Origin of the sequence: Curtobacterium salicis, assembly GCF_011759505.1 — a bacterium.
Taxonomy (GTDB): Bacteria; Actinomycetota; Actinomycetes; order Actinomycetales; family Microbacteriaceae; genus Curtobacterium; species Curtobacterium salicis.
In genome coordinates this window covers 237162-262634 of the sequence record NZ_JAAOYO010000001.1, presented here as the reverse complement: position 1 = coordinate 262634, position 25473 = coordinate 237162, and the positions used below count along the sequence as shown (strand labels likewise).

Sequence of the window (25473 nt, the reverse complement as noted above, 5' to 3'; positions counted from 1 at the left end):
CGCAAGGCCCGTGGCGATCTGCCACGGGCCGTGTGTCCGTCGTCGTCGCCGACGCCGCTGCGTCAGATCGCGCGGACCGCCTGGAGCAGTTCCGCGACCGGGACGTCGGACCGCTCCCCCGTGGCACGGTTCCAGAGCTCGACGACGCCGTCGGCTGCGCCACGTCCGGCGACGACCACGATCGGCATGCCGAGCAGTTCCGCGTCACGGAGCTTGACGCCCGGCGACACCTTCGGTCGGTCGTCGTACACGACGTCGAACCGCTCGGACTCGAGCTGCGCGACGATCGACTCGGCCAGCTCGTACGCCGTGGCGTCCTTGCCGGTCGCGACGACGTGCACGTCGAACGGCGCGACGTGCTTGGGCCAGGCCAGGCCCTTCTCGTCGTTGTGGGCCTCGGCCAGGATCGCCAGGATGCGCGTCACGCCGATGCCGTACGAGCCCATCGTGACGGTGGCGAGCTTGCCGTTCTCGTCCTGCACCTTGAGGCCCAGGGCCTCGGCGTACTTCCGACCGAGCTGGAAAACATGACCGATCTCCATGCCGCGTGCGGTCTCGAGCGGCCCGGAGCCGTCCGGCGCGGGGTCGCCGGCGCGGACGTCGGACACCTCGGCGACCCCGTCGGCGACGAAGTCCCGACCGGCCACCAGACCCGAGACGTGGACACCGCGCTCGTTGGCGCCGGTGACCCAGGTGGTGCCGTCGACCACGCGCGGGTCGACGAAGTAGCGCAGGCCCGTCGCGCTGTCCGCACCGAGGACCTGCGGGCCGATGTAGCCCTTGACCAGGCCACGGTGCTTGCGGAAGTCGTCGTCACCGGCGGCCTCGACCTCGGCCGGGGCGAAGGCCACCTCGGCACGCTTGAGGTCGACGTCGCGATCGCCGGGCAGACCGACCACGACGACCTCTCGCGTGCCGTCGAGGTGCGTCAGGGCGAGGACGACGTTCTTCAGGGTGTCCGCGGCGGTCCACGGGGCACCATCGCGCGGGGCGACGGCGTTGGCGTGGGCCACGAGCGAGTCGATCGTCGGGGTGTCCGATGCGGGCAGCAGCACGGGCTCGGGCAGGCCGTCGATCGGCTTGGCATCGGGCACCGGGGTGACGTACGCCTCGACGTTGGCCGCGTAGCCGCCGGCGCTGCGGACGAACGTGTCCTCGCCGACGGTGATCGGGTGCAGGAACTCCTCGGACTTCGAGCCGCCCATGGCGCCGGCGTCCGCCTTGACGATCACGTACTCGAGGCCCAGGCGCGCGAAGATCCGCTCGTAGGCGTCCCGCATCACCTGGTAGCTGCGCTCCAGCCCGGCGTCGTCGAGGTCGAACGAGTAGGCGTCCTTCATCGTGAACTCACGACCACGCAGCAGCCCGGCGCGCGGACGGGCTTCGTCGCGGTACTTGTCCTGGATCTGGAACAGCGTGACGGGCAGGTCCTTGTACGACGAGTACAGGTCCTTGACGAGGAGCGCGAACATCTCTTCGTGGGTGGGTGCGAGCAGGTAGTCGGAACCCTTGCGGTCCTGCAGGCGGAACATGCCGTCGCCGTACTCGGTCCAGCGGTTCGTGGCCTCGTAGGGCTCGCGCGGCAGGAGGGCGGGCAGCAGCACCTCTTGCGCACCGGCGGCGACCATCTCGTCGCGGATGATGCCCTCGATCTTCGAGCGGACGCGCAGCCCGAGCGGCAGCCAGGCGAAGATGCCCGGCGACTGGCGACGGACGTAGCCGGCGCGGACGAGCAGCTTGTGACTGGTCACCTCCGCGTCGGAGGGGTCGTCGCGGAGCGTGCGGAGGAAGAGGTGAGAGAGCCGTGTGACCACGCCGTCAGCCTAGCGGCGGACGATCACGACGTGACCCGCCTGTGGACGGCGGGGCCACGGCGCCGGACCTGTGGAGGAACACGACGGGAGGCCCGTGGCGGTGTCGCCCCGGGCCTCCCGTCCGTCACGCGGTCGCGACCGTGCGCTACGAGGTGACGACCAGCGGCTTGCCGGTGCCGGCCGCCGGACCCATCTCGTCGGCGAGGCGGTTGGCCTCGTCGATGAGGGTCTGGACGATCTCGGCCTCGGGCACGGTCTTGATGACCTGCCCCTTCACGAAGATCTGGCCCTTGCCGTTGCCGGAGGCGACACCGAGGTCGGCCTCACGCGCCTCGCCCGGGCCGTTCACGACACAGCCCATGACGGCGACGCGCAGCGGCACCGTCATGCCCTCGAGACCCGAGGTGACGTCGTTCGCCAGCTGGTAGACGTCGACCTGTGCACGGCCGCAGCTCGGGCAGGAGACGATCTCGAGCTTGCGCTCACGGAGGTTCAGCGACTGCAGGATCTGCAGGCCGACCTTCACCTCTTGCGCGGGCGGGGCCGAGAGGGACACGCGGATGGTGTCCCCGATGCCCTCGCCGAGCAGGATGCCGAACGCGGTGGCGCTCTTGATGGTGCCCTGGAACTCCGGGCCGGCCTCGGTCACGCCCAGGTGGAGCGGCCAGTCGCCGCGCTCGGCGAGCTGGCGGTACGCCTTGACCATGATGACCGGGTCGTTGTGCTTGACCGAGATCTTGAAGTCGTGGAAGTCGTGCTCCTCGAACAGGGAGGCTTCCCACACGGCCGACTCGACGAGCGCTTCCGGGGTGGCCTTGCCGTACTTCTGCATGAGGCTCGGCTCGAGCGATCCGGCGTTCACACCGATGCGCAGGCTGACGCCCGCGTCCTTCGCGGCCTTGGCGATGGCGCCGACCTGGTCGTCGAACTTGCGGATGTTGCCCGGGTTGACACGGACCGCAGCGCACCCGGCGTCGATCGCCTGGAAGACGTACTTCGGCTGGAAGTGGATGTCCGCGATCACCGGGATCTGGGACTTCTTCGCGATGATCGGCAGCGCGTCGGCGTCGTCCTGACTCGGCACGGCGACACGGACGATGTCACAGCCGGAGGCGGTCAGCTCGGCGATCTGCTGCAGGGTCGCGTTGATGTTCGTGGTCGGCGTCGTGGTCATCGACTGCACGGACACGGGGGCGTCGCCACCGACCAGGACCTTGCCGACCCGGATCTGCCGGGACTTGCGACGAGGGGCCAGGGTTTCGGGGGCCTTCGGCATTCCGAGGTTCACTGCGGGCACGTGCCGAACTCTACGCGCTCGTCCGCACAGCGCGGTCCGCCGGGACTCAGGCTCGGCCGTGCCGGCGCCGTGGGCAGCACGGGCGTGTGGGTCAGATCGTGTCGACGACCGTGACGAGCGGGGCGTACAGGCGCATCGCATCGAGTGCGCGGGCGTGGTCGGTGTCGCTGGCGCCGGCGCACGCCTCGGCCACGACGGTGACCCGGACACCCGCGTCCGCGGCGGCCAGCGCCGTCGAGAGGACGCAGCAGTCCGTGGAGACGCCGGTGAGGACGAGGTGCGGGTCCGCCCCGGTGCCGGTCACGGCCTGGAGGCTCGTGCCCCACTTCCCGAAGGTCGGCACGGTCACCACGGGGACCGGCGGCAGGGTCGCCGGCGCGTCGACGGTGTCCGGCGTGCTCGGCAGCGCACCCGCTGCGAGTGCGGCGAACGGCTCGGCGAGTGCGTACAGGTCGTCCTCGTCGGGGACGAGCGCGAACGGCCAGTCGCGGTAGTACGGCACCCAGGCGCCCGTCGGCTGCTCGGGCGCGACGAACCGGGTGAACACCGTCCGACCCCGGAAGCGCGGCAGGAGCCGTTCGATCGCGGCCGAGGCCTCGGCGAACCGCGGGGCTGCCCAGGGGCTGGTGCCCGTGAACACCTGCTGCATGTCGATGACGACCAGCCAGGCGTCCGTCGTGTCGACACCGTCGCCCGTGCCGGCGTCGTCGACCGTGTCGACCGACGCGTTCACGGGCGGAGCTCGGCGTCCGGCACGCGGGACACGGGCTCGGTGACCGGCAGCGCCTCCTGCCGGCGGACCGCACGGCCGCCGAGCAGCAGCGTGCCGAGGAACCCGACGACGAGCGCCACGAGGACCCCGAGGTTCGCGTACGCCCACGGCCCCTTGACCCCACCGAGCCCGAACGGACCGAGCAGGAAGCCCTGCCAGTGCACGAGCTCCGCGCCCGGGGTCGAGTTCGTCACGAGGCCCCAGCCGAGCACCGAGCCGACGACGACCAGGGCGATCGCGGTCCACCGCACGCTGCCGTACCGGCCCCGCGGCGTGTCGAGCTCGTCCTCGGCGTACGCGCGACGGCGGAGCAGCACGTCCGCGACGAACACCCCGCACCACGCCGCGATCGGCACGCCGAGCGTGATGAGGAACGCCTGGAACGGACCGATGAAGTCCGTCGCGAAGAAGACCACGAAGACGGCTCCCGCGACCATGAGCACGCCGTCGACACCCGCCGCCACCGGTCGTGGGATGCGGACGCCGGCGCTGAGGAGCGCGAGGCCGGAGGAGTAGATGTCGAGGACGGCCCCGCCGACGAGCCCGAGGATCGCGACCACCGCGAACGGCACGAGGAACCACGTCGGCATCACCGTGACCAGGGCCCCGATCGGGTCGGCCGAGATCGCCGCGTGCAGCTCCTTCGACGACCCGGCGAGCATCACGCCGATGACGACGAGGACCGCGGGCGCGAGGGCACCGCCGAAGGTCGTCCACCCGACGACCCCGCCGGTCGAGGACGATCGGGGCAGGTAGCGCGAGTAGTCCGCCGCCGCGTTCACCCAGCCGAGACCGAAGCCCGTCATCACGAGGACCAGTGCGCCGATGACGTTCTGCGCACTCCCCGACGGCAGGGCGGCCAGGGTGCCGAGCTCGATCGAGGGCACCGCGAGCACCACGTACACGATCGTCAGGACACCGGTGACGACGGTGATCCAGGTCTGCATCCGCATGATCACGTCGAAGCCCGCGATGCCGGCCCCGACGACGAGTGCTGCGACGACGACCAGTGCGACGAGCTTCGTCAGCACGCCGTCGTCCCATCCGAGTGCCTGGAAGACCGTCGAGGTCGCGAGCACGGCGAGTGCGGTCAGCGCGGTCTCCCAGCCGACGGTGAGGACCCAGCTGAGGAACGACGGCAGCCGGTTGCCACGCACGCCGAACGCCGCCCGACTGAGGACCATCGTCGGGGCCGAACCCCGCTTGCCGGCGATCGCGACGATCCCGCAGAGCAGGAACGAGAACACGACGCCGATCACCGACACCACGGTCGCCTGGGCCAGCGAGATCCCGAAGTCCAGGACGAACGAGCCGTACGCCAGGCCGAGGACCGAGATGTTGGCGGCGAACCACGGCCAGAACAACCCGCGTGGGCGGCCCTTGCGTTCGGACTCGGTGATGACGTCGATGCCCTGCCGCTCGACGGTGCGGGTCAGGCCCGCGCCGACCTGGTCGGCTCCGGGCTTCTGCGGGGCCGTCGGCTCTGCACTCATGGGGTGAGCGTAGTGCGCGCCGACGCCCTCGCCGCTACCCGAAGAGGTCGACCGGCCGGACGATGTCGGCGTAGATGAGCAGCGCGCTCATGCCGGCGAGGAGCACCACGACCACCATCGTCAGCGGCATCGTCTTCGCCAGGTCGATCGGACCCGGATCGGCCTTGCCGAACAGGCGGAAGGTCCGGCGCTTCACGGCTTCCCAGAGCGCGCCCGCGATGTGGCCGCCGTCCAGCGGGAGGAGCGGCACCATGTTGAGCACGAAGAGGCCGATGTTCAGCGAGGCCAGCAGCCCGAGGATCGTGTACACCTTGTCGACCACGGGCACGCCACTCATCGACGACACCGTCCCGATCGCCCGACCGACACCGACGACCGACACCGGGCTGTCCTGCGATCGGGCCTGCGAACCGAACGCCGCGTTCCAGACCGCGACCAGGCGCTGCGGCAGGTCGATGATCAGGTGCGCCGAGGCACCGATCTGGGCGCCGGTCGCGGGGAGGACCGCAGCCGGCGACTGCCGGACCAACGTCTGCCCGATGCTGACCCCGACCACACCGACACGCTGTGTCTTCGTCGTGCCATCGCTGTTCTTCGCGACCGTGCCGTCGGCCGTGTAGACGTCGCGGGTCGCCAACGCCGGCGTGACCCGCAGCGTCCGCTCGGTGCCGTCCCGCTCGACCACGACCGGGACGGCCTCGCCCGCGGACCGCTGGAACGTCTCGGACACCTGCGTGATGGTCGGGTTGCGCACCCCGCCGACGGACAGGACGACGTCACCCGACCGCAGTCCGGCCTGCTTCGCGGGCGAGACCGCGTCACCGTCCGCGCACGTCGTGCGGGCGCTGGTGGGCAGGACGCAGTCGACACTCGAGGTGAACGTCGTGGTCGGCGCACCGAAACCGACGAGCAGGACCCCGAACAGGACGATGCCGATCACCAGGTTCATCGCCGGACCGGCGACCATCACGATGATGCGCTTCCACGGCGTGAGCCGGTAGAACGCCCGCGAGTCGTCGCCGCCGGACTCCTCGATCTGCTCCGCGCTGGCCGCCCGGGCGTCCTGCACGAACGCCGAGTACATCCCCGTGTTCGTGATCTCACGACCGGAGGCACGCGGCTTGAGCATGCCGACCATCGAGATGTAGCCGCCGAGCAGGATCGGCCGGATGCCGTACTCCGTCTCACCCCGCCGGAAGGACCAGACCGCCTTGCCGAAGCCGAGGGAGTACTGGGTCACCTTGACGTTGAACAGCTTGGCGAAGGCCAGGTGGCCGAGCTCGTGGAGGCCGATCGACACCAGCAGACCGATGATGAAGACGACGACGCCGAGGATGAAGAGCAGGACGGTTCCGACGGTCACCGGCAAAGAGTACGGGACGCCACCCATGACGGAGCCGTACGCGGGCTGGGTGGTGATGTGCGCCTCCCGAGCGGTGCCGCCCGGGAGGCACGGATCACGCCGTGCGCGACAGGATGCGGTCCGCGGTCTGCCGCGCCCAGCGCTCCGCGGCGAGCACGCCGTCGAGGGACGGCTCCCCCGCCGTGTGCTCGTCGACGACCCGCGCGACCGTGTCCACGATGTCGAGGAACCCGATCGCGCCGGCGTGGAACGCGGCGACGGCCTGCTCGTTGGCGGCGTTGAAGACCGCCGGGAACGTCCCGCCGAGGACACCGACACGCTTGGCGAGGTCGACGGCACCGAACGCCTGCGTGTCGAGCGGTTCGAACGTCCAGGTGCTCGCGGTCGTCCAGTCGAGCGGGACACCGACGTGCGGGACGCGATCGGGCCACGCCAAGCCGAGTGCGATCGGCAGCCGCATGTCCGGCGGTGACGCCTGTGCGATCGTCGAGCCGTCGACGAACTCGACCATCGAGTGCACGACCGACTGTGCGTGCACCGTGACGTCGATGCGGTCGTAGGGGACGCCGAACAGCAGGTGCGCCTCGATGACCTCGAGTCCCTTGTTGACGAGCGTCGCGGAGTTCGTCGTGACCACGAGGCCCATGTCCCACGTCGGGTGGGCGAGCGCCTGCGCCGGCGTGACGTCACCGAGCTCGGCCCGGCTCCGTCCGCGGAACGGGCCGCCGCTGGCCGTCAGGACCAGCCGTTGCACCTCGGCGTCCGTGCCCGATCGGAGTGCCTGCGCGATCGCGGAGTGCTCGCTGTCCACCGGCACGATCTGCCCCGGGGCCGCCGCGGCCTGCACGAGCGCACCGCCGACGATCAGGCTCTCCTTGTTCGCGAGCGCCAGGGTCACCCCGGTCTCGAGGACGGCGAGGGTCGGGCCGAGACCGACGGAACCCGTGATGCCGTTCAGGACGACGTCCGCCTCGATGCTGCGCACCAGGCGTTCCGCGTCAGCCGACCCGAGGGCGGTCTCACGGACGCCGAACCGTTCGGCCTGCTCGGCGAGGGCGCCGGCGTTGCTGCCCGCGGTCAGGCCGACGACCTCGAACCGGTCCGGGTTCCGCTCGATGACGTCGAGCGCCTGGGTGCCGATCGAACCCGTGCTGCCGAGGAGGACGACGCGCCGGCGGCCCGACACCGGGATCAGCCCTTGGCCAGCAGGTCGACCACGAAGACCAGGGTGGCGTTGGCAGGGATGCCCGAGCCCTCCGGCGGGTTGGCGCCGTAGCCGTCCGCCGGGGTGACGACGATCATCACCTGGGAGCCGACCTTCTGACCGACCAGGCCCTTCACGAAGCCGGGGATCAGCCCGCTGTTCGAGATGGTGAACGTCGTCGGGGAGCCCTTGGACCAGGAGGAGTCGAACTCCTTGCCGCCCTTGTAGGCCACGCCCTTGTACTGGACGAGCGCGGTGTCGCCGTCCTTGATCGTGTCGCCGTCGCCCTGCTTGATGACCTCGGCGGTCGTCTTCGACGGAGCGTCGGTGTCCGGGATGGTGATGGTCGGCTCGCCGTCGGCGGCGTCCTTCACCGTCGGCAGCGCCGGGTCCTGGTCCTGCGGGGTCCCGGTGGACTTGGTCGGGGTCTGCTCGACGACGTCGGCCACGACGACGATCGAGCCCGTCGTGTTGAACCCGAGTGCTGCGGCCTGGCCCACGACGGCCACGCGGTCACCGACCTTCGAGCATCCGAGGATCGCGCCGAAGCCGGTGCCGCCGACCGAGAGGACCTGCGGGTTCCCCTGGTCGAAGCCGACGGTGACGAGGTTCTTCGCGTCCTTCGCGTTGAACGCCGTGTACGCGACCTGGACGAAGTCGCCCTTCGCGAGGGCAGCGCCCTTGCCCTTCACCACGCGGGTGGCCTGCGGCGGGTCGGCCGTCAGCCCCTTGTCGAACGTCACCTTGGGCGACGCCGAGCCACCGACCGCGCCGGTGGCCGTGACGGAGTCCGAGGCCTTGCCGGGCTTCGGGCACGAGGTGATCGGCGTCGGGGTCGAACTCGGGGCGGAGGTGGCTGATGCGGAGGGGCCCGACGAGCCGGAGCCGGAGCAGGCCGCGAGGCCAAGGACCACGGCGGGCACGAGGACGAGGGGGAGCAGACGGAGACGCTTCACACCGCTCATCCTGCCGCACCCACTGATGCGTCGGCTCCGAGGACCCGGATCTCGGCTTCGTGGTGGACAGGGAACGACACCGAGCGGGCGATGAAGCACAACCGGTTCGCTTCGGCGTGTGCGGCACGGGCGGCGTCGACGCGGTCGGACTCCTGGATCGTGACGACGGGTCGGAGCAGCACGCTCGTCAACTCACCGGTGCCGTCCGGGTGTGCGTCGAGGCTCGCGGTCGCCCGGTCCTGGTAGTCCACGACGGTGATGCCGAGGGTCGTCGCGACGTACAGGTAGCTGAGCATGTGGCACTGGCTGAGGGCGGCGAGGACCATCTCCTCCGGGTTCCACCGGTCGCGGTCGCCCCGGAAGGTCGGGTCCGCGCTGCCGAGGACGTCGTGTTTGCCGGTGGCGCTGATCACGTGGTCGCGGCCGTAGTCGCGGTACCCGCTCGTGCCGGTCCCCCGGTCGCCGGTCCAGCGCACGGAGACCTCGTAGGAGTGGTCGGTCATCGGCGGTCCCTTCGTCGTGGCGCACTCTCCGGTGGTCGGTAGGCTCGCGACATGAGCGCGGCCCCCAGCACCGACCGTCATCCTCTCACCGTCGACGGTTCCGTCGAGCTGGCGGTCCTCGACCGATCCGGCTTCGACGAGAGTCGGCACATCGGCGCCGGGGTGGTCGTCGCTGCCGACGGCACCGTCATCGACGCGGTCGGTGACGCGACGGCGAGCATCTACCCCCGGTCGACGATGAAGCCGTTCCAGGCGTTGGCGATCCGCCGGGCCGGTGCGGTCTTCTCGGGCGACGAACTCGTCATGACGACCGCGAGTCACGCCGGCACCCCGTCCCACCAGTCGCTCGCGCTGCGCATGCTCGAGCGCTTCGACCACGTCGAGGAGGACCTCGGCTGCCCGCCCGACCTGCCCTTCGACCGGGAGACCGCGCGCAGCATGACCGGTCCGCGACGGCTCGCGATGAACTGCTCGGGCAAGCACGCCGGCATGCTCGCCGCGTGCCGTGTCCACGGGTGGGACAGCGCGTCGTACCTGGACATCGACCACCCGCTCCAGCGGGCCGTCCGCGCCACCGTCGAGGACGCGACCGGGGAGGTCGTCGACGTCGTCGGCGTCGACGGATGCGGCGCCCCGGTGTTCCCCCTCACGCTCACCGGCCTGGCCCGCGGCATCGCCGGTGTGGTCGCCGGGAGTGACGACGACTCCGCCGCACTGACCGAGGCGGTCCTGGCGAACGCCTGGGCGATCGACGGCGTCGGACGCGCGAACACCGTGACGATCGAACGGCTGGGTGTCCTGGCGAAGCTCGGGGCCGAGGGCGTCATGGTGATGGGCGTTCCCGGAGGACCGGCCGTCGCGGTCAAGGTGCTCGACGGCTCGCTGCGTGCCGGGACCCTCGCCGCGCTGACCCTCCTGGTGCGCAACGGCCTGGTCGAGTCCGCGGCCGCCGATGCGGTCCTCGCGGCCACCGGCGAGCGGGTGCTCGGCGGGGGGCTGCCCGTGGGTGCCGTCCGGACCGGTTCCGGCCTGCGGTGACCTCGGGCCGGGTCGTCCGGGTCCGTCGGTTCACACGGGACGACCAGCCGGTCCGGCGTGACGAGCATCGGCAGGGTCGGGCGGACGGTGATCCCGGCCGGCTCGACTGACCCGTCGCTCCGGCGGCGACGGACGCGACAGCCGTAGCGCGTGACGTCGACGACCACGGCCCACCGTCGGGGCGATGACGACGCGCCGGGGACGAGCACGACGGATCCGAGACGTGTGCCGTCGGGCGCCAGCAGCACTGCGGCCGCCGTGCCGTCGGGCATCGTGTCGCGGACGATGCGCAGCCCGAACACCGGCCGGTCGGCGGCGATGCGCAACGACGGCGGTCGGACCGACACGTCGAGCGGACTCCGTCCGGCGCCGGGGCCACGTCCGGCGTCGAGTTCCCGTCCGGCGCCGATGCCATGTCCGGCGTCGGGGTCTCGGACGGCGTCGAGCTGGTCGACCAGCCCCGCGAACACCGCACGGGCGAGGGCTCCGGTACCGCACACGACGATGCCCGCGGCGGCGTCGGCACGAACGGGTTCACCGGTGACGGTCCGGCCGACCAGCAGGTGGGTTCCCACCGGGGTGCGAGCGTCGTCGTCCGGCACGACGCCCTGTGCAGCTGGATCAGGACCGGGCGGGACGACGACGACCGGCGGTGCATCGGCGCAGGCCGGAGGACGCACGGCCAGCCCGGCGATGCCGCAGACCACGGCAGCGACCCACAGGGCGGACGCGCCGGAAGACGGGACGACGAACGCCCCGAGCACCATCACGATCGTGACGGTGACGGCTGCACGACGTGCTCCACGAGGACCCATGACGACCATTGCAGCGCACGGCCCACGTGGGTGGTGGCGGCCTGACGGCATCCGTGGAGAACCCACCGACGGCGGCGTCCCTGTGGAGGGAGAGCCTCCGACGTCACTGGAGCAGGAAGAACTGCTCCCCCACGTCCACCCGGGCGCCACGTTCGACCCGGTACCGACGTCCGGGTTCGCACCGGCGGATGGAGCCGTCGATGTGCCGGATCACCGTGCCGTTGCCGGAGTGACGGTCCGAGACCCAGAGGTCGTCGCCGTCACGCCCGAGTTCCAGATGCGTCTTGGACACGGACTTGCCCGGGTCGCGGATCGTCAACAGGTCGTCGAAGTGTTCGTGGGACTCGGGGCGCGGCAGGCGGCCGAGGAGCGCGGATCCGTGCACGCCGAGCCGCTCACCGGTGCTGAAGTGCAGCAGGAAGGGCTCGAGTTCCGGGGCGCGGGAGACGATGCGCGTCGCTTCGACGTCCTCGTCCTGGTCGGCACGGCCGGTCAGCGAGTCGCCGTTCTGCGCCTCGGCAGTGTGCTCGCTGCTCGGGAGTGGTGCATCGACGGGCGGGAGTGGCGCGGCCGACGGGGGGTGGTGTGCCTCCTGGCCGGGAGCCGCCGTGTCCGGGCGTGCTTGCTCGTCTGAGGGCGCGACGTCGGCGACGGGGGCGCCGTCGTCGTCCTGCGCGGCGCCGTCGTCGGCGGCGTGGCCGTGCTCGGCGCCGTCGGCGGCGGAGTCGTGCTCGGCACCGTCGTGCTCGGCACCGTCGTCAGAACGGTCCGAGGACGGAGCGGCGGAGTCGGCGGGCACCTCGTCTGCGGGCACCTCGTCGGCGCGGACCTCACCGGCGGGCACCTCATCGGCGGGCATCTCATCGGCGGAGACCTCACCGGCAGAGACCGCGTCCGCGTCGTCACGAGCAGGGTCGACACGAGCAGGGTCGAGCCCGTCCGCCTCGTCGGTCAACTCGTGGGCGTCGGAGACGGCGCTCCGCAGGGCGTCCTCGTCCGCGGCCCAGTCCGGTCGGGTGAGTGGGAGCGGCATCACGGGGCCGGTGAACGCCGCGGTGACCGCGGGACGGACGGAGCCGCACTCCTCGCAGAAGATGTCGTCGGGTTCGAGCGCGTGCCCGCAGACGTGACAGGTGGCGCTCTGGCTGCCGGGGGCGACGAGCGGGGCGGGGCGCGGGGCGCGTCGTTCGACGACCGGCTGGAACGCAGCGGTGTCCCCGGGTCGAGGACCGTCGTCGACGGCTCCGACGTGGTCGTCGTCGGCACGGTCGGTGCCGGGCACGGTCGCGGCGTCCGACGCCGTGGCGTCGGTGGCGACCGCGGAGGGTGCCCGTCCGATCCACCACGACGGTCCGGCCGGTGGCGCGGCCGGGGTGTCCTGGGGCTGCCAGACCGGTGCGGCTCCGGGAGCGGCGACGTCCTCGCCGGCACGGTCCGGGTCGGCGGGAGCCCAGGCTGCGGTCCGCTGGATCTCGGGGTCGTCCTGCGGCGCGACGGTCTCGGCGGGGAAGGCGTCCGGGTCGAGCGTCGGTTCGGCGGGGGTGTCCGTGGCGGTGTCGGCGGGTCGTCCGGTCCAGTCACCGAGACCGGTGCCGGAGCCGTGCACGTGTGTGGGGGCGCTCCGCGGCGTCAGGTCGGGACGCGGTTCGGTCGGCCGCGGAGCAGAACGCTCGTCGTCGGTGCCGGTCAACCAGGCGCGGGTCGCCGGGTCCAGCGTCGATTCCGGCAGCCAGGCGTCGCTGTCGCGCTCCGGTGCGCGACCGTGGGTGTCGGGCTGCTGCAGCGGCGGCGGGGTCGCCCGGTCTACGGGTTCGACGGGTGCAGTGCGGCGAGCTGCCGAGGTCGTGACGGCTCGTCCGCACTCACCGCAGAAGATCGCTCCGTCCGGGAGCGCCGATCCGCAGTGTTCGCATCTGATCACAGGGTGCCTCTGTCCTCGTCCGGCCGTCCGCGAGGTGCCTCCGGCCTCGGGACATCGTAGTCACCGCCGATCAGAGCAGCCTCCGCCGGCCGTCGACGCCGGAGCGATCGCAGTGACGTGGCCGCCCGGAGGCGGGCGCGTCGCCCACGTCCGACGCGGAGACCGGCGATCGCGCCGTCGGCCGCCGCCCAGGTCCGGTCGGCGGTCGCGTGGTCGACGTCGGTCGGACCGAAGACGGCGGCGTCGGCGTCCGCCGCGATCACGACGCCCGCGTCGCCCGGAGCGGCTGCGCCGACCTCCCGTCGCGTCGCCGTCGCATCGACGGGGTGTCCGCCGTCGAGCAGGGCGTCCCGGTACTCGTCCCAGGCGCCCACCACCCGGGTCCGTGCCACCGGAGCGCGCCGACGACGACGCCGCCGGAGCCGCTTGACGAGCACGATCGTGGCGAGGGGCAGCAGCACCAGTGCGAGGAGTCCGAGGACACCGAGTGCCCACGGCAGCACCGCGAGCAGGACCTGCAACCAGGCAGGCTGGGTCGGTGGCGTGTCGCGGTCGGCCTGTGGCGGTGTCTGCTGGTCCTGGTCGAGCTGTTCCGCAGGCGGTGGCGGGACCACGGTCTCCGGCCGCGTCACGGGTTGGGGAGTCTGGTCGGATTCGTCCGGGATCGTCCGCACCGCCGGGTTGGGGTCGAGCATCACCCACCCCCACTGCGCCGTGTCCACCTCGATGCGCGCGGTCACGTCCGAACCGCGGAACGTCGTCGAATCGGACGACGACGAACCCGACGACGCCGGGCCGGACCGCTCCGCTCCCGAGTCGCCGCCAGCAGCGAAGCCCAGCACGACCCGTGCGGGGAAGCCGATCTCCTGGGCCATCAGGGCCGCCGCCACCGCGTACTGCTCCTGGTCCCCCACCATCGGCACCGCGGTGAGGAGCTGTGTGATCCGGTCCGCTCCGTGCCCACTCCGGCTGGGACGGTCGTCGCCGACCCCGTGGCTGACGTACCCGTCACGCACGAGTGCCTGGAGCACGGCGAGCAGCTGCTCACCCGGTCCCGAGTCCGCCCCGGTGTCGGCGCGGACCGTGTCCCGCACGGCGGCCGGCACCGCACGGGGGGTCGGGACGACGGCGTCGCCCGGTCGGGCGACGGCCAGTTCCTCGGCACTCGGCTGCTCGGGGAGCACCGCCGAAAGGGTGTACCGGGTGCGATCGGTCACCCCGTCGACGACCGCGGCGGTGCCGGTGGAGCGGTTGTAGAAGAACGCGGTCCGTTCCCGGTCCGCATCGCGTCCGCGGAACGTCACGGCCGACAGGTCGCCGACCGTGGGGAGCCAGACCCCCCGGTAGCCGTCCACGGTCACGCCGACCCGCACGGTGGTCCCCCGCACGCCACGCGTGTCGACGGTCGTCGGGACCCGTTCGAAGGAACCGGAGGCGGAGTCCCCGTCGGGACCACCGACGCGGTAGACGACCCCGTCGTAGGTGTCGAGGGTCGCGATCCGCACGAACCCCCCGGTGGGCAGGCCGGTGACGGTGAGCTGCGGCCGGTCGACACGGTCCGGCTCCCGGTAGGCGCGGAAGCCACTGAGCGGACTGACCTGGTCGCGCGGGTCGAAGGGCTTCACCACGTCGCTCCGGGCGACCGTGCGGGCGCCGGAGGGCGGGACGACCACGCCCAGTCCGGCCGCGACGACCGCCGCCGCCGCGATCGTCGCCGTGCCGACCAACGCCGGTCGGACGACCGCCCGCATCACCGGCACGCGCGCTCCGGTGGTCGCTGCGACCGCGCTCGCCCGTCGGAGGTGGCGGACGGTCAGCGCCCACACGAGCGAGACCCCGGCCAGGACCACGCCCAGCCACACGGACGTCTCGAGCCGGGTGGGTCCGAAGACGACACCGGTCACGAACAGGGCGAGCGCAGGCAGGCTCGCCAGTTCCGGCCGGGAGGCACGTGTCGCGACGGTGACACCGACGACGGTCACGAGCAGCACGGACACGAAGTACGGCACGAGCAGGGCCTCGTACGACCCGACCGGCAGGCTGATGGTGAGGAGCTGCCGCCATCCGAGCGCGACCCCGCTGAACAGGGCGGCGAGACCCGGCACCGTCGGCAGGGGGCCGTCGGCCGCGCCCGGCACCGCCGCCGGGACCCCCGTGGCGGCGAACCCGACGACCGTCGCGATCGCGACCACGGCGGACGGGAGGCGCATCCCGGCTCCCAGGAGCGCCACCACCGATCCGACGACGACCGCCGTGATCCCGGCGGAGACCATCGCGGCGTCCCGGTGGATCGGCCACCACGCGACGCTCGCCAGCGCCACGAGCAGCCAGACGGCCAGCGTCCCGGCGACGAGCCGCACCGGCGCAGGTCGGCGTCGCCTTGCCGCCCGGGCGGCTGACCGGGCACCGGGGGCCGCGCCCGGCCCGGGTCGTGTCCGCGGTCGGTGATCGCCGATGCTCATGCGTTCACCGACCGCTGCAGCGCGTGCCGCAGGTCCTCCAGGTACCCCACCGTCATGACCGTCAGCGCACCGACGCGCACCGAACGCGGCACGGCCTCCGGCTCGCAGACGACGGCGACGACCTCGACGCCGACGGGGAACCGCGTGGCCGCGCGACGCAGGGCGGGGACGCCGACGGTCGAGCCGACGACCAGGAACGCCACGGAGATCCCCGGCGTGTCCCGTCCGACGATGCGGGCGACCTCGGCGACCGGCAGACAGGCGTCCGCCACGGCGACCCGGGCGAACGCGTCGAGCAACCGCGTCGGCGTCACGGTCGGCATCGGGTGCACGGCACGGACGGCACGCTTGGCGAACTCCGGTGTCCGTTCCGAGACCACCACGGTCACGTCCCGGCCGTCACGGACGGCTCGGGCGCCGAGGGACGCGGCCACGCTGACGGCGAGCTCGAACTCGTCGTCGTCGGCGAACTCGGCACGCGCGACGCCGAGCGCGACCACCAGGTGCGAGCGCCGGGTGTCCTCGAACTGCCGGACCATGAAGGCACCGGTCTTGGCGGTGGACTTCCAGTGGATGGTCCGTGGGTCGTCGCCCGGCATGTACTCCCGGATCGCGTGGAAGGCGATGTCGGCGGGCGACAGGTCGGTGGTCGCCTGCCCCTCGAGGTCCCGCACCAGTCCGGTGCTCGTGGACGGGATCGCGATCGTCCGCGGGTGCACGATGACCTGTTCGCGGGTGGTCCAGGTGATCTCCCGGCGGACCAGCCCGACCGGGTCCGCGCGGACGCCCGTGACCGGACCGACGTCGAGGACCCCGCGACGCACGGTCGGGACGGTGACGTGCTGCTCCGAGGTCCCGCGTGCGGGCACCGCCGGGATCGTCACGTCCACCAGGCCCGTCCCGATCGGCACCTCGACCGTCGTCGGCACTGACGGGAGGCGCGTGGGGTTCTCGGCGGTGATGGTCACCCCGGCCTCGTCCCCGACCACGACCCGGTGCTGCGGCGGGGTCATCCGGATGACGAGTCGGGACCGACCGAGGAGCGCGACCGCAGCCACCGCGATGAGGACCGCACCGGCCCAGCCGACGACCACGACCTCCCGCAGCCCGGAGCGGTACCCGACGACGAAGGCGACGACCGTGAGCACGACCGCGGTCCAGCCCAGGCTGGTGATGACGGCCGCGACCTCGTCCCGCACACGGGTGGCGAGCCTCCCGACCGACCGCCAGGCACGCACCGCACCGACGACGGCGTCGGCGGCGACGTCCTCTCGGTCGCCGACCAGGCGGGTCCGCACGTTCGTCAGGCCGGCGACCGTGCCGGTGCGTTCCGTCGCAGCGGCTCGACGTGACCGCGTCGCCAGCGGACGGCGCGAGCGCGTGTCGACGGGCCGGTGGTCGGTCACCGAGGGACCCTGTCGGCGGGTGGTGGCGTCTCGACCAGGAGCTGCGAGACGACGCTCGACGGGCTGACCCCGTCGAACTCGGCCTCCGGGTCGAGCACCATGCGGTGCGCGAGCACCGGTTCGGCCAGCGCCTTGACGTCGTCGGGGGTGACGTAGTGCCGTCCGTTCACGGCGGCCAGCACCCGGCTCGCGCGCATGAGGCCCATGGCCCCGCGGACGCTGACACCGAGGCGGACCTCCCCGGCGGTGCGGGTGCCCTCCACGAGCCGGGCGACGTAGTCGGCGATCACGGGGTCGACGTGGACGGTGCGCGCGAGGGCCGCCATCTCGGTGACGGTCGCCGCGGGGACGACGCTCGCGACGGGCACGGCGACGGACGGTGCCGCGGAGGTCTCGAGGATGCGCACCGTCGCCGCGTGGTCGGGGTAGCCGATCGACGTCCGCATGAGGAAGCGGTCGAGCTGGGCTTCCGGCAGACGGTAGGTGCCGGCCTGCTCGATCGGGTTCTGCGTCGCCACGACCATGAAGGGCTGGGCGAGGCGGTGGGTCACCCCGTCGACGGTGACGGCGGACTCCTCCATCGCCTCGAGCAGGGCCGACTGCGTCTTGGGGCTCGCGCGGTTGATCTCGTCGGCCAGGACGATGTTCGCGAACACCGGGCCGCGGTGGAACTCGAACTCCTGCGCGCGCTGGTCGTAGACGCTGATCCCGCTGATGTCGCCCGGGAGGAGGTCGGGGGTGAACTGGATGCGGTTCGTCGACCCCTGCACGCTCTGGGCCAGGGCACGCGCGAGGCTCGTCTTCCCGGTGCCGGGGACGTCCTCGAGCAGCAGGTGGCCCTCGCTGAGCATCGCGGTGACGGCGAGCCGGATCACGAACGTCTTCCCGAGGAGCACCTGCTCGACGTTGGTCACGATGCGGCCGGCGACGTCGGCGAACCGAGTGGCCTGCTCCGGGGTCATGCTCATGCGGGTGTCGTTCCTTCGGAGGTGGGGACGGCGGGGTGGGTGCTCGTGGCACGGCGGTCGGCCACGGGCTCGGCCCGGTCGGATCGGCGGGCGGTCACGGGCTCGGCTGGGTCGGATCGGCGGGCGTGCCCGTCCCGGGCTCGGGGTCGACCGGCGGGATGACCGGTGGCACCGGTGCCGCGGCCACCGGCGACGTCGGCGTGGGCCTGCCCGTCGTCGCCGTCAGCCGAGGTGTGGCGTCCGTCTGCACCGTGACCGCGACCCGGACCGACTGCGCTCCGGCGGGAGCGGTGGGGGCAGGGTCGCCGGGCTGCCACGTGTCGGACGGCTGCGGGTCGATCGGGTCGGTGCCGTCCGCGTCGGTGTACCAGCGTGCCTGGTACGTGGTGATGCTCACGCCGGTGCCGACCGTCGGCCCGTCGACGGCGAGCGGCTGCCCCTCTTCCGCGCCGGTGACCTTGCTCGAGGTGTCGAACGCCGCGCCGGTCCCGCTCCACGAGGCGGTGCCGGTCGTGCAGAACGCCTCGCCCGGCGCTCCGCACGCCTGGAGCGTCAGAGCGACCGCGGTGTTGCGCGCCCCGTTGCCGGGGACACCGGTCCACGTCTGTCCCGGCTGCAGTGTGACCGCAGAGGCGCCGGTCTGCAGGCGGTAGTGGTCGACGGCCGCGGTCGGCGCTGTGACCCGGAGGTCGGCCTGCGTCGTCGTGCTCCCCGCCACGACCGCCAGGGTCGGCGCCGCCGTGTCACCCGGTGTCTCGTACGTGACCGCGTCGGCGTACGAGACGGCACAGAAGAGGCCGTTGTCGGACACGACCGCGTACCGGCTGCCGCCGCCGCCGACACCCGTGTCGGTCGTGCCGGACTGCGACCCGAGTGACGCCTGCGCCGCGAGGGCACCGCAGCTCGGGCTGGTGCCGGCCGGGACCCGGTACACGCTGTAGGCCGGGCCCGACCCGCCGGCTGCGTCCGCCGGTGACCACGTGATCGTCACCGTGGACCGGCCCTGGCCGTCCGGCTCGGAACCGGTGTCGGCCCGGACAGCCTGCGGCGCGCCCGGCACCCCCACCGCGGTCCCGCTCGCGGTCGCGCTGTTCCACTGCACGGTCGTCCCGTCACGGGCAGCGTCGTTGCGCGGCGACACGGTCACCACGTAGGCGGCGCCGCTCGTCGCCCCGCTGAAGGACGTCGTCGTGGCGGTCCCCGTGCGCTTGGTCTCGGTCAGGCCGGGGCCGGCGATGGTCACGACGTGTTCGTCGACCGCGCTGCCCGTGGACGGTCGGGGCACCGCGTCCCATGCCACGTCGAGCTGGCCCGGGTTCGTCCGGTCCGGCACCACGGTGAGCCCGGTGGGGGCCGCCGGCACGAAGTCGGCGCTCATCGCCACCGACCGGGGTGACGGGTCGGAGCGACCGAGGCTGTTCTCGGCCACCACCGTGAACCGGTACGACGCCGTCGGGTCGAGGCCGGTGACGGTGCAGACGGTCGCGGTCCCGCAGTCCGTCGTGACGCCGTCCGTCCCGACGACGCGGTAGCCCGTGATCGGCGCGTTGTTCGCACGCGGGGTCGACCAGGTCAGGGTGACCTGGCCGCCGGTCTCGACGCCGGTCCGGGTCGGGGTGCCGGGCGCGTCCGGGACGTCCTGCACCGAGACGGTGACGTCCCCCCAGACCGACCGCTCGGAGTCGCCGGTCGCGTCCGCGACCCGGTACTGCAGGTGGGTGTCCACCGGTCGCGCTCCGGGAGCGACGGCGACCCGGAGGCGCGACCGGTCGGCGCTCGGGGTGACGGTCACACCGTCCGGGATGCCACCGTCCAGACCGCGGATGTCGACGACCCGCAACGGCTGACCCGGGAACGGGTTCGTCTGTCGGTCGTTCGCGAGCACGTCGATGCTCGTGGAGGTGCCGCGTTGCACCACCGCGCGGTCCGGCCCCGGCTGCACCAGCGGGCGGGTGGAGGCGACGACCTCGACGCTGATGCGGCCCGACCGGCCCTGGTTCGTCGAGTCGGCGACGGCGACGCCGATCGTCGAGCGCTCACCGGGAGAGGCCGAGTCCGCGACGCTGACCGTCAGCCGGCGCCCGGACACCGTCGCCGTCGTGCCGTTGCCGGGCCGCTCGAGGACGGACCAGCGGAGTTCCGGCAGGTCGGACGGGTACGGGTAGTCGGTGAGCTTGGCGAGGTCGAGCACACGCTGGTCCCCCGGCTGCATCTCGATCGTCGTGCCCGTCAGCGACGGCGGCTGGTTCGATCGCGGCGTGACGGTGATCGGCAGCACGAGGGTCGCGACCCGTCCGGTGCCGCCGTTCGCGGCAGACCCGTCGGTGACCTCGAACGAGATCGACGCCTTGCCGAAGTACAGCTTCGCGGACGTGAACTGCAGTGTGGAGTCGTCGACCACCAGTGCGTTGCCGTCGGCGTGAGTCGCCTTGACGGCTCCGCGGTCGGTGACGGCGGCCGTCCTGCCGTTCGCGGTCACGACGTAGCGCGAGAGCGGGATCCGGATCGTCGACTCGCTCCGGACGGTGAGGGCCGGAGCGGTCCGGTCAAGCTGGGGCAGGGCGTCGTCGAAGCCCGGCACGTGCACGAAACCGTAGGAGACGACGTCCGGGTGGTCGCGGCGGGCCACCGAGAACGGGATCACCTGCGAGGAGTCGGAGAGACGGATCGTCAGCCGGTCGTCGCGGGTCACGGACGCGCTGTCGCCGTAGCCGCCGACCAGACCGACGCGGAGGTCGGCGTCGGTGCCCTCGGCGAAGAAGACGTTGCGGAGGACGTCGACGGTCACGCTCTGCCGCCCGAGCACGTCCTGCAGGTCGAGGACCGTGTCGTCGACCTCGGGGCGGAGCGGCAGGGCGTCCTGGTCGACGGTGACGGTGACGAACGCCGTGCTCGTCGCGCCCTGGTCGTCTGCGACCGTGTACGCGACCGCGAAGTCGCCCCGTCGTGCGGACGCCGGCGGGGTGACCTGGACCGTCTCGGCTCCTGTGATCCGCGCCCGGACGTCCGAGGACGAGGGCTCGACGGCGGTGACGGTGAGCCGACCACCCTCCGGGTCGGAGTCGTTCTGCAGCACCCGGACCGCCACGGAACCGCCGGGACGGATCGTGACGTGGTCGGCCTCGGCGACCGGGCGCCCCGCCTGGTCCGCGCGTGGCGCGATGCCGATCCGGACCGTGCCGCTCGCACGTGCGCCCAGCGCGTCGACGACGGTGTACGTGAACTCGTCGGTACCGGCGGAGTAGTCCCCCGCCTCGTAGGTCACCGAATCGGACGTGACGTCCGCGACCGCGCCCTTCTCCGGGTTGGACGCCACGCCGACGAGCTGGACCGAGTCGCCGTCGGGGTCGATGCCGACGAGCGGCACGGTGACGCGGACCGACTGCCCCGCGACCACCCGGGCCGTCACGGTCTGCGGCACCGGGGCACCGTTCGTCGCACGGTCGCGGTCACGGACCGACACGGAGACCGTTGCGTCAGCGGTCTGCCCGTCCGGCCCGGCGACCCGGTACACAGCCGTGTACGTGCCCGGTGTGTTCGGGGCGAGGTAGCGCAGGTGGTCCCCGGAGACGAAGAGGAGCCCACCGCCGCGGGGCACGTCCTGGACGAGGTCGGGCAGGAGGGAGATCGCGCCGCCCTCGGGCTGGGTGTCGTTGGCGAGCACGTCGACGTCGGTGACGGCTCCGACGCGGACGGTGGCCGTGTCGGGCTGGGCGACCGGGGGCTGGATCCGGTCGGGCTCGGGGATCTCGACGACGGTGATCGTGCCCGTGGCCGTCGCGAGCCCGTTCGAGACCGTGTACCCGAACGAGACCGGTCCCTCGAGCGGCGCGGTGAGGCTCACCCGGACGATGTGCTGGTCGATGACGTCCGCCGTCACCCCGGAGCCGTCGGGAGGACCGTCGAGGCCGGTGACGAGGAGCACGCCGCCGGCCGGGTCGAAGTCCGTTGCCGTGACGTCGGTGTCCTTGGACGAGAGGGTGGTCACGAACACCGTCTTCGGGGTGGTGACCGGGGCTGCGGACGCGTCGGGAGGCGCGAGCACGGTGATCCGGACGACGCCGCTGGCGGTCTTCGTGCCGTCGGAGACGGTGTACTCCAGCTGCCAGTCCCCCGGCGTCCGCGCTCCGATGCGCACGGTGCCGGTGTCGTAGCCGGGTGTGACGGTCAGCCCGGGTGCCGACGACACGCTCGTCAGGGTGACCGCGCCGTTGCCGCCGCGGACGTGGTCGAGCGGTTCGATGCTGAACGGCTTGTCGGCGTACCCGCTGACCGGGAACCCCTCGGCGCGGAGCGGCACCTCGCCCTGGGCCGCGACCGCCACCGTCACCGAGCCCCGTCCGGCGTCGCGGCCGTCACTGACGGTGATCTGCTGCACGCGGTCGCCGGTCCGGCCGCTGTCGTTCCGGTAGTCGAGCAGACCGTCGGGCGTCGTCGAGGTGTGGTCGCCGTCGGACGGCTCCGCCGACTCGAGGTACACCGGGTCGCCGTCGGGGTCGACCCAGTCGCCGAGGACGTTCGTCGAGACGTGGCCGCCCCGGACGACGTCGGCTCGGGTGTCGCGGACCTGCCGGGGCGGCTCGTTCTCGGACTGCGGCCGGACGGACACCCGGACCGTCGCCGTCGCCGATCCGCCGTTGCCGTCCGTGATCGTGTACCGGAAGGAGACGACCCCGGTCGCGGCCGCGGGCAGGGTGATCTGCAACTGCTGGCCGTCGGTGACGACGGCCACACGCGCCAGGGACTCGTCGACGTCCGTCACGTCGCTGACGACGAGCGGGTCACCGTTCGGGTCGTGGTCGTTGAGGAGGACCGGGAGGGTCGTGGTGCGTCCCGGACGGGCGCCGAGCGCGTCGTCGACCGCGACGGGCGGGGCCTGCTCCTTCTCGACCTCCGGGTCGTCGTCGGAGGCACGCTCCTGCTGCTGGTCGTCCTGTTGGTCGACCAGGTCACCCCAGTTGTCGATGAGCTGCCCGCTGCGGTCGATCGCCCAGGACCGACCCGTTGCCGGGTCGTTGGCGACGACGGCAGCCCCGTTGTGCACGACCTGGAGCGCGGCACCACCGGGCACGCGGTCGAGGTCCTGCAGCGCGCGACCGTCACACGTGTCGAGCGCCTGGCCGCCGCTCCACGCCGCGAACGTGCAGCGGCCGTCCGTCCAGGGCCGAGCCGCTCGGCCGGACACCGCGAGGGCCGACTGCTCGAGGGCGCCGGACGCGGACACGCGGACCATCCCGGCGCTCCCCGCCACCGTGACGTCGTCGCCCGTGACCGCGGACTGCTGCAGCGCCGGAGCGGAACCGACGCGTGCACCGAGGTCCACGGACCGTCCGTCGACAGAGAGCACGCCGTCGGTCCGGTCGAGCACGGCGAGGTGGTCGCCGACGGTGGCCACCTGGAAGTCGTGCGTCCGGTCCATCCGGACGGTGGAGCGCCGTTCGACGGTCGGGGTGTCCCCGAGTGCCACGAGGGACGCGGTGCCGGTGCGCGGCGAGTAGACGGCCACGTGGTCCGCCGAGGCGTCGAACACGGCGTCCGCGCCGAGGGTCAGTTGCGGGTCCGTCGAGGCGTCGAACTCGTCGAGCGCGGCAGCGGGAGTGGTCCAGAGGCCGCCGGTCTCCGCGTTGCCGATCACGGCCGTGTCCCCGGCGAGCAGGACGGTGGGCGTCCCCGTGGGGAGGGTGACGGCGTCACCGAGGGTGGCGTCGGCGACGTCGACGCGGGCGACCGTCCCCTTGGTCTGGTCGACGGCGTAGACCACCGAGCCGTGCTGCAGGACGGAGGTCGTGTCCGAGGAGGTCTCCACCGCCGTGTTGAGCTCGAGCACCTGCGGGTTGACCCGTCCGACGGCACCGTACTGGGCGGAGGGCACCCAGACCGTGCCGTCCCCGAGGTCGACGCGCTGCGCGTGGTAGCCGTTCGACACGAGCGCCGTGCCCGCGACGACCGCGCCGACCACGACGGCGACCACGGTCGTCACCGTCGCCGACCGACGGGCGGCCAGCAGGCGCCGGATCACCGGGCGCCACCGATCGTGCCGCACCGTTCGGGGCTGTTCGTCCCCGTCCGGCCGTCACGGTTCACCGCGACCCGGATGCACTGCTCCACGCCGGGCCGCCCGGTCGCGACGAACGTCGTGCCGGACTGCTGGCTGGTCGTCCCGTCGGCGGTCACCACGAAGGTGTCGCCCGGTCGGAGGCCCGGATCGGTCCACCGGAAGGTCACGGCGGAGCCGCCTGCGGTCGCACGCAGGTCGGACACGACCGGGACGGTGTCGCCACCGCCACGGGTGAGGACGACCGCGGTGGTGACGGCCAGCGCGACGACCACGACGGCGGAGAGGACCGTGGCCCAGACGAGGGCGGCGCGGGGATGCCGTCGCCCGCGCGCGGTCGATGCCGTCCGGTGCACCGTGCCGACGCTCTGCGACGCGCTGGCCACCGTCCCGCCACGGAGCGCGTGCCGGTTCCGGGCACGCCGGCCCGTCGGGGAACCGACTCCGGCGGACGTCCCGCCGGGCCCCGCGACGACCGTCTGCTCGCCGGGGCGCGACGGCGTGGTGACGGCCCAGGCCTCCACCGCCACCTCGGCCGGGGTCTGGGGCAGCCCGAGCTCGGCCTCGACCTGCTGGAACCCGCGCACGAGGTCCATCACCGTCGACGGGCGGTCCCGCGGTCGTCGGGCCATCGCTCCGGCGAGCACACGCTCCAGCGTCGGCGGCACGTCCGGTCGTCCGGTCGGTCGTGGTCCGCCCTTGTCGATGCGCGCCATGAGGTCCGCGGCGCCGTTCTTCCCGCCCGGCACCTCGAACGGGCTGCGACCGGCGAGCAGGGAGGAGACGGTCGCCGCGAGCGAGTACACCTCTGACTGGATGGTGCCGCGGGACTCGTCCGCGAGGACCTCGGGGGCCGACCACGGGATGGACATGCCGATGGGCTCGTCGGGGTCTGCCTCGCCCAGGGTGGCGGCGATGCCGAAGTCGGACAGGACCGGGTTGCCGTACGCGGTGAGCAGGATGTTCGAGGGCTTCACGTCGCGGTGCAGCACCCCTTCGCGGTGCGCCGTCTCGAGTGCGGCTCCGATCCGGACCCCGACCGAGAGCACCTGGGACACGGGGACCGGCTCGCGGCGGTACCGCTCACTGATCGACGCCGAGCACAGCTCCATCACGAGGTAGGGACGACCGTCCGCGGCGACGCTGGCCTGGAAGACCGTGAGGATCGACGGGTGCGTGCTGAGCCGGGCCATGAGGTTCGCCTCGGCCTGGAACATCTGTCGGACCCGGTCGTCCACGATCTCGTCGAGCAACACCTTCACCGCGACCTGTCGACGGGGCATGTCCTGCTCGTAGAGGAAGACGTCGGCGAAGCCCCCGGAGCCGAGCACGTGCACCGGGCTGAAGCCCGGGATCACAGGAGGGGTCGACGGCAGTCTGCGGGCCATGGACGCTCCTTCCCGACT

The 25473-nt window shown here is 72.7% G+C and carries 15 protein-coding genes; 1 reads left to right on the top strand and 14 read right to left on the bottom strand.

All coding sequences use genetic code 11. The features are described from left to right. Window positions 1-62: 62 nt before the first annotated feature. The 8 genes from E9228_RS01245 to E9228_RS01210 form a co-directional block, all read right to left on the bottom strand. Complete coding sequence (locus E9228_RS01245; protein ID WP_166778808.1) at window positions 63-1814, bottom strand: proline--tRNA ligase; 1752 nt, start codon at window positions 1812-1814, stop codon at window positions 63-65. Window positions 1815-1959: 145 nt separating this feature from the next. After that, window positions 1960-3090 (bottom strand): flavodoxin-dependent (E)-4-hydroxy-3-methylbut-2-enyl-diphosphate synthase, encoded by a 1131-nt coding sequence (ispG, locus tag E9228_RS01240; RefSeq protein ID WP_166779343.1) that lies wholly within the window; start codon window positions 3088-3090, stop codon window positions 1960-1962. 112 nt (window positions 3091-3202) lie between these two features. Next, window positions 3203-3844: a cysteine hydrolase family protein gene (locus tag E9228_RS01235; protein WP_341849726.1), complete on the bottom strand. Its 642-nt coding sequence runs from the start codon at window positions 3842-3844 to the stop codon at window positions 3203-3205. Then, window positions 3841-5376 carry a purine-cytosine permease family protein gene (locus E9228_RS01230; protein ID WP_166778807.1) on the bottom strand — a complete coding sequence of 512 codons (1536 nt, stop codon included), beginning with the start codon at window positions 5374-5376 and terminating at the stop codon, window positions 3841-3843. Before E9228_RS01230 ends, E9228_RS01235 begins: the two co-directional genes overlap by 4 nt. Before the next feature lie 34 nt (window positions 5377-5410). Beyond that, window positions 5411-6739, bottom strand: a complete 1329-nt coding sequence (locus E9228_RS01225; RefSeq protein WP_341849724.1) for a M50 family metallopeptidase — start codon at window positions 6737-6739, stop codon at window positions 5411-5413. 94 nt (window positions 6740-6833) lie between these two features. Continuing rightward, on the bottom strand, window positions 6834-7925 hold the full coding sequence (locus E9228_RS01220; protein WP_166778805.1) for a 1-deoxy-D-xylulose-5-phosphate reductoisomerase: 1092 nt from the start codon (window positions 7923-7925) through the stop codon (window positions 6834-6836). A 5-nt stretch (window positions 7926-7930) separates the two neighbouring features. Further along, window positions 7931-8899, bottom strand: a complete 969-nt coding sequence (locus tag E9228_RS01215) for an FKBP-type peptidyl-prolyl cis-trans isomerase (RefSeq protein WP_166778804.1) — start codon at window positions 8897-8899, stop codon at window positions 7931-7933. A gap of 5 nt (window positions 8900-8904) precedes the next feature. Then, window positions 8905-9402 carry an OsmC family protein gene (locus E9228_RS01210; protein WP_166778803.1) on the bottom strand — a complete coding sequence of 166 codons (498 nt, stop codon included), beginning with the start codon at window positions 9400-9402 and terminating at the stop codon, window positions 8905-8907. Between the two features lie 51 nt (window positions 9403-9453). Between E9228_RS01210 and E9228_RS01205 the strand changes: the two genes are divergently transcribed. Next, entirely contained in the window at window positions 9454-10440 is a 987-nt protein-coding gene (locus E9228_RS01205; RefSeq protein WP_166778802.1) for an asparaginase, read from the top strand. Window positions 10441-11358: 918 nt separating this feature from the next. Here the strand turns inward: E9228_RS01205 and E9228_RS17475 are convergent. The 6 genes from E9228_RS17475 to E9228_RS01175 form a co-directional block, all read right to left on the bottom strand. Then, the gene (locus E9228_RS17475) at window positions 11359-13176 is read right to left on the bottom strand and encodes a zinc-ribbon domain-containing protein (protein ID WP_166778801.1); all 1818 of its coding nucleotides are present in this window, start codon (window positions 13174-13176) and stop codon (window positions 11359-11361) included. Further along, entirely contained in the window at window positions 13173-15536 is a 2364-nt protein-coding gene (locus E9228_RS01195) for a transglutaminaseTgpA domain-containing protein (RefSeq protein WP_166778800.1), read from the bottom strand. Before E9228_RS01195 ends, E9228_RS17475 begins: the two co-directional genes overlap by 4 nt. Before the next feature lie 98 nt (window positions 15537-15634). Next, window positions 15635-17044: a DUF58 domain-containing protein gene (locus E9228_RS01190; protein ID WP_166778799.1), complete on the bottom strand. Its 1410-nt coding sequence runs from the start codon at window positions 17042-17044 to the stop codon at window positions 15635-15637. Next, on the bottom strand, window positions 17041-18012 hold the full coding sequence (locus E9228_RS01185; protein WP_166778798.1) for an AAA family ATPase: 972 nt from the start codon (window positions 18010-18012) through the stop codon (window positions 17041-17043). The genes E9228_RS01190 and E9228_RS01185 overlap by 4 nt, the downstream gene beginning before the upstream one ends. A gap of 94 nt (window positions 18013-18106) precedes the next feature. Then, window positions 18107-24031, bottom strand: coding sequence for an Ig-like domain-containing protein (locus E9228_RS01180; protein ID WP_166778797.1), 5925 nt, complete (start codon window positions 24029-24031; stop codon window positions 18107-18109). Next, complete coding sequence (locus E9228_RS01175) at window positions 24028-25455, bottom strand: serine/threonine-protein kinase (RefSeq protein ID WP_166778796.1); 1428 nt, start codon at window positions 25453-25455, stop codon at window positions 24028-24030. Before E9228_RS01175 ends, E9228_RS01180 begins: the two co-directional genes overlap by 4 nt. Between the last annotated feature and the right edge of the window lie 18 nt (window positions 25456-25473).

What these genes read in the sequence shown, in the direction of transcription:
- ispG (WP_166779343.1), bottom strand. Translation starts at nt 3,090, where the DNA reads ATGCCGAAGGCCCCCGAAACCCTGGCCCCTCGTCGCAAGTCCCGGCAG.
- E9228_RS01230 (WP_166778807.1), bottom strand. Translation starts at nt 5,376, where the DNA reads ATGAGTGCAGAGCCGACGGCCCCGCAGAAGCCCGGAGCCGACCAGGTC.
- E9228_RS01210 (WP_166778803.1), bottom strand. Translation starts at nt 9,402, where the DNA reads ATGACCGACCACTCCTACGAGGTCTCCGTGCGCTGGACCGGCGACCGG.
- E9228_RS01205 (WP_166778802.1), top strand. Translation starts at nt 9,454, where the DNA reads ATGAGCGCGGCCCCCAGCACCGACCGTCATCCTCTCACCGTCGACGGT.
- E9228_RS01185 (WP_166778798.1), bottom strand. Translation starts at nt 18,012, where the DNA reads ATGAGCATGACCCCGGAGCAGGCCACTCGGTTCGCCGACGTCGCCGGC.
- E9228_RS01175 (WP_166778796.1), bottom strand. Translation starts at nt 25,455, where the DNA reads ATGGCCCGCAGACTGCCGTCGACCCCTCCTGTGATCCCGGGCTTCAGC.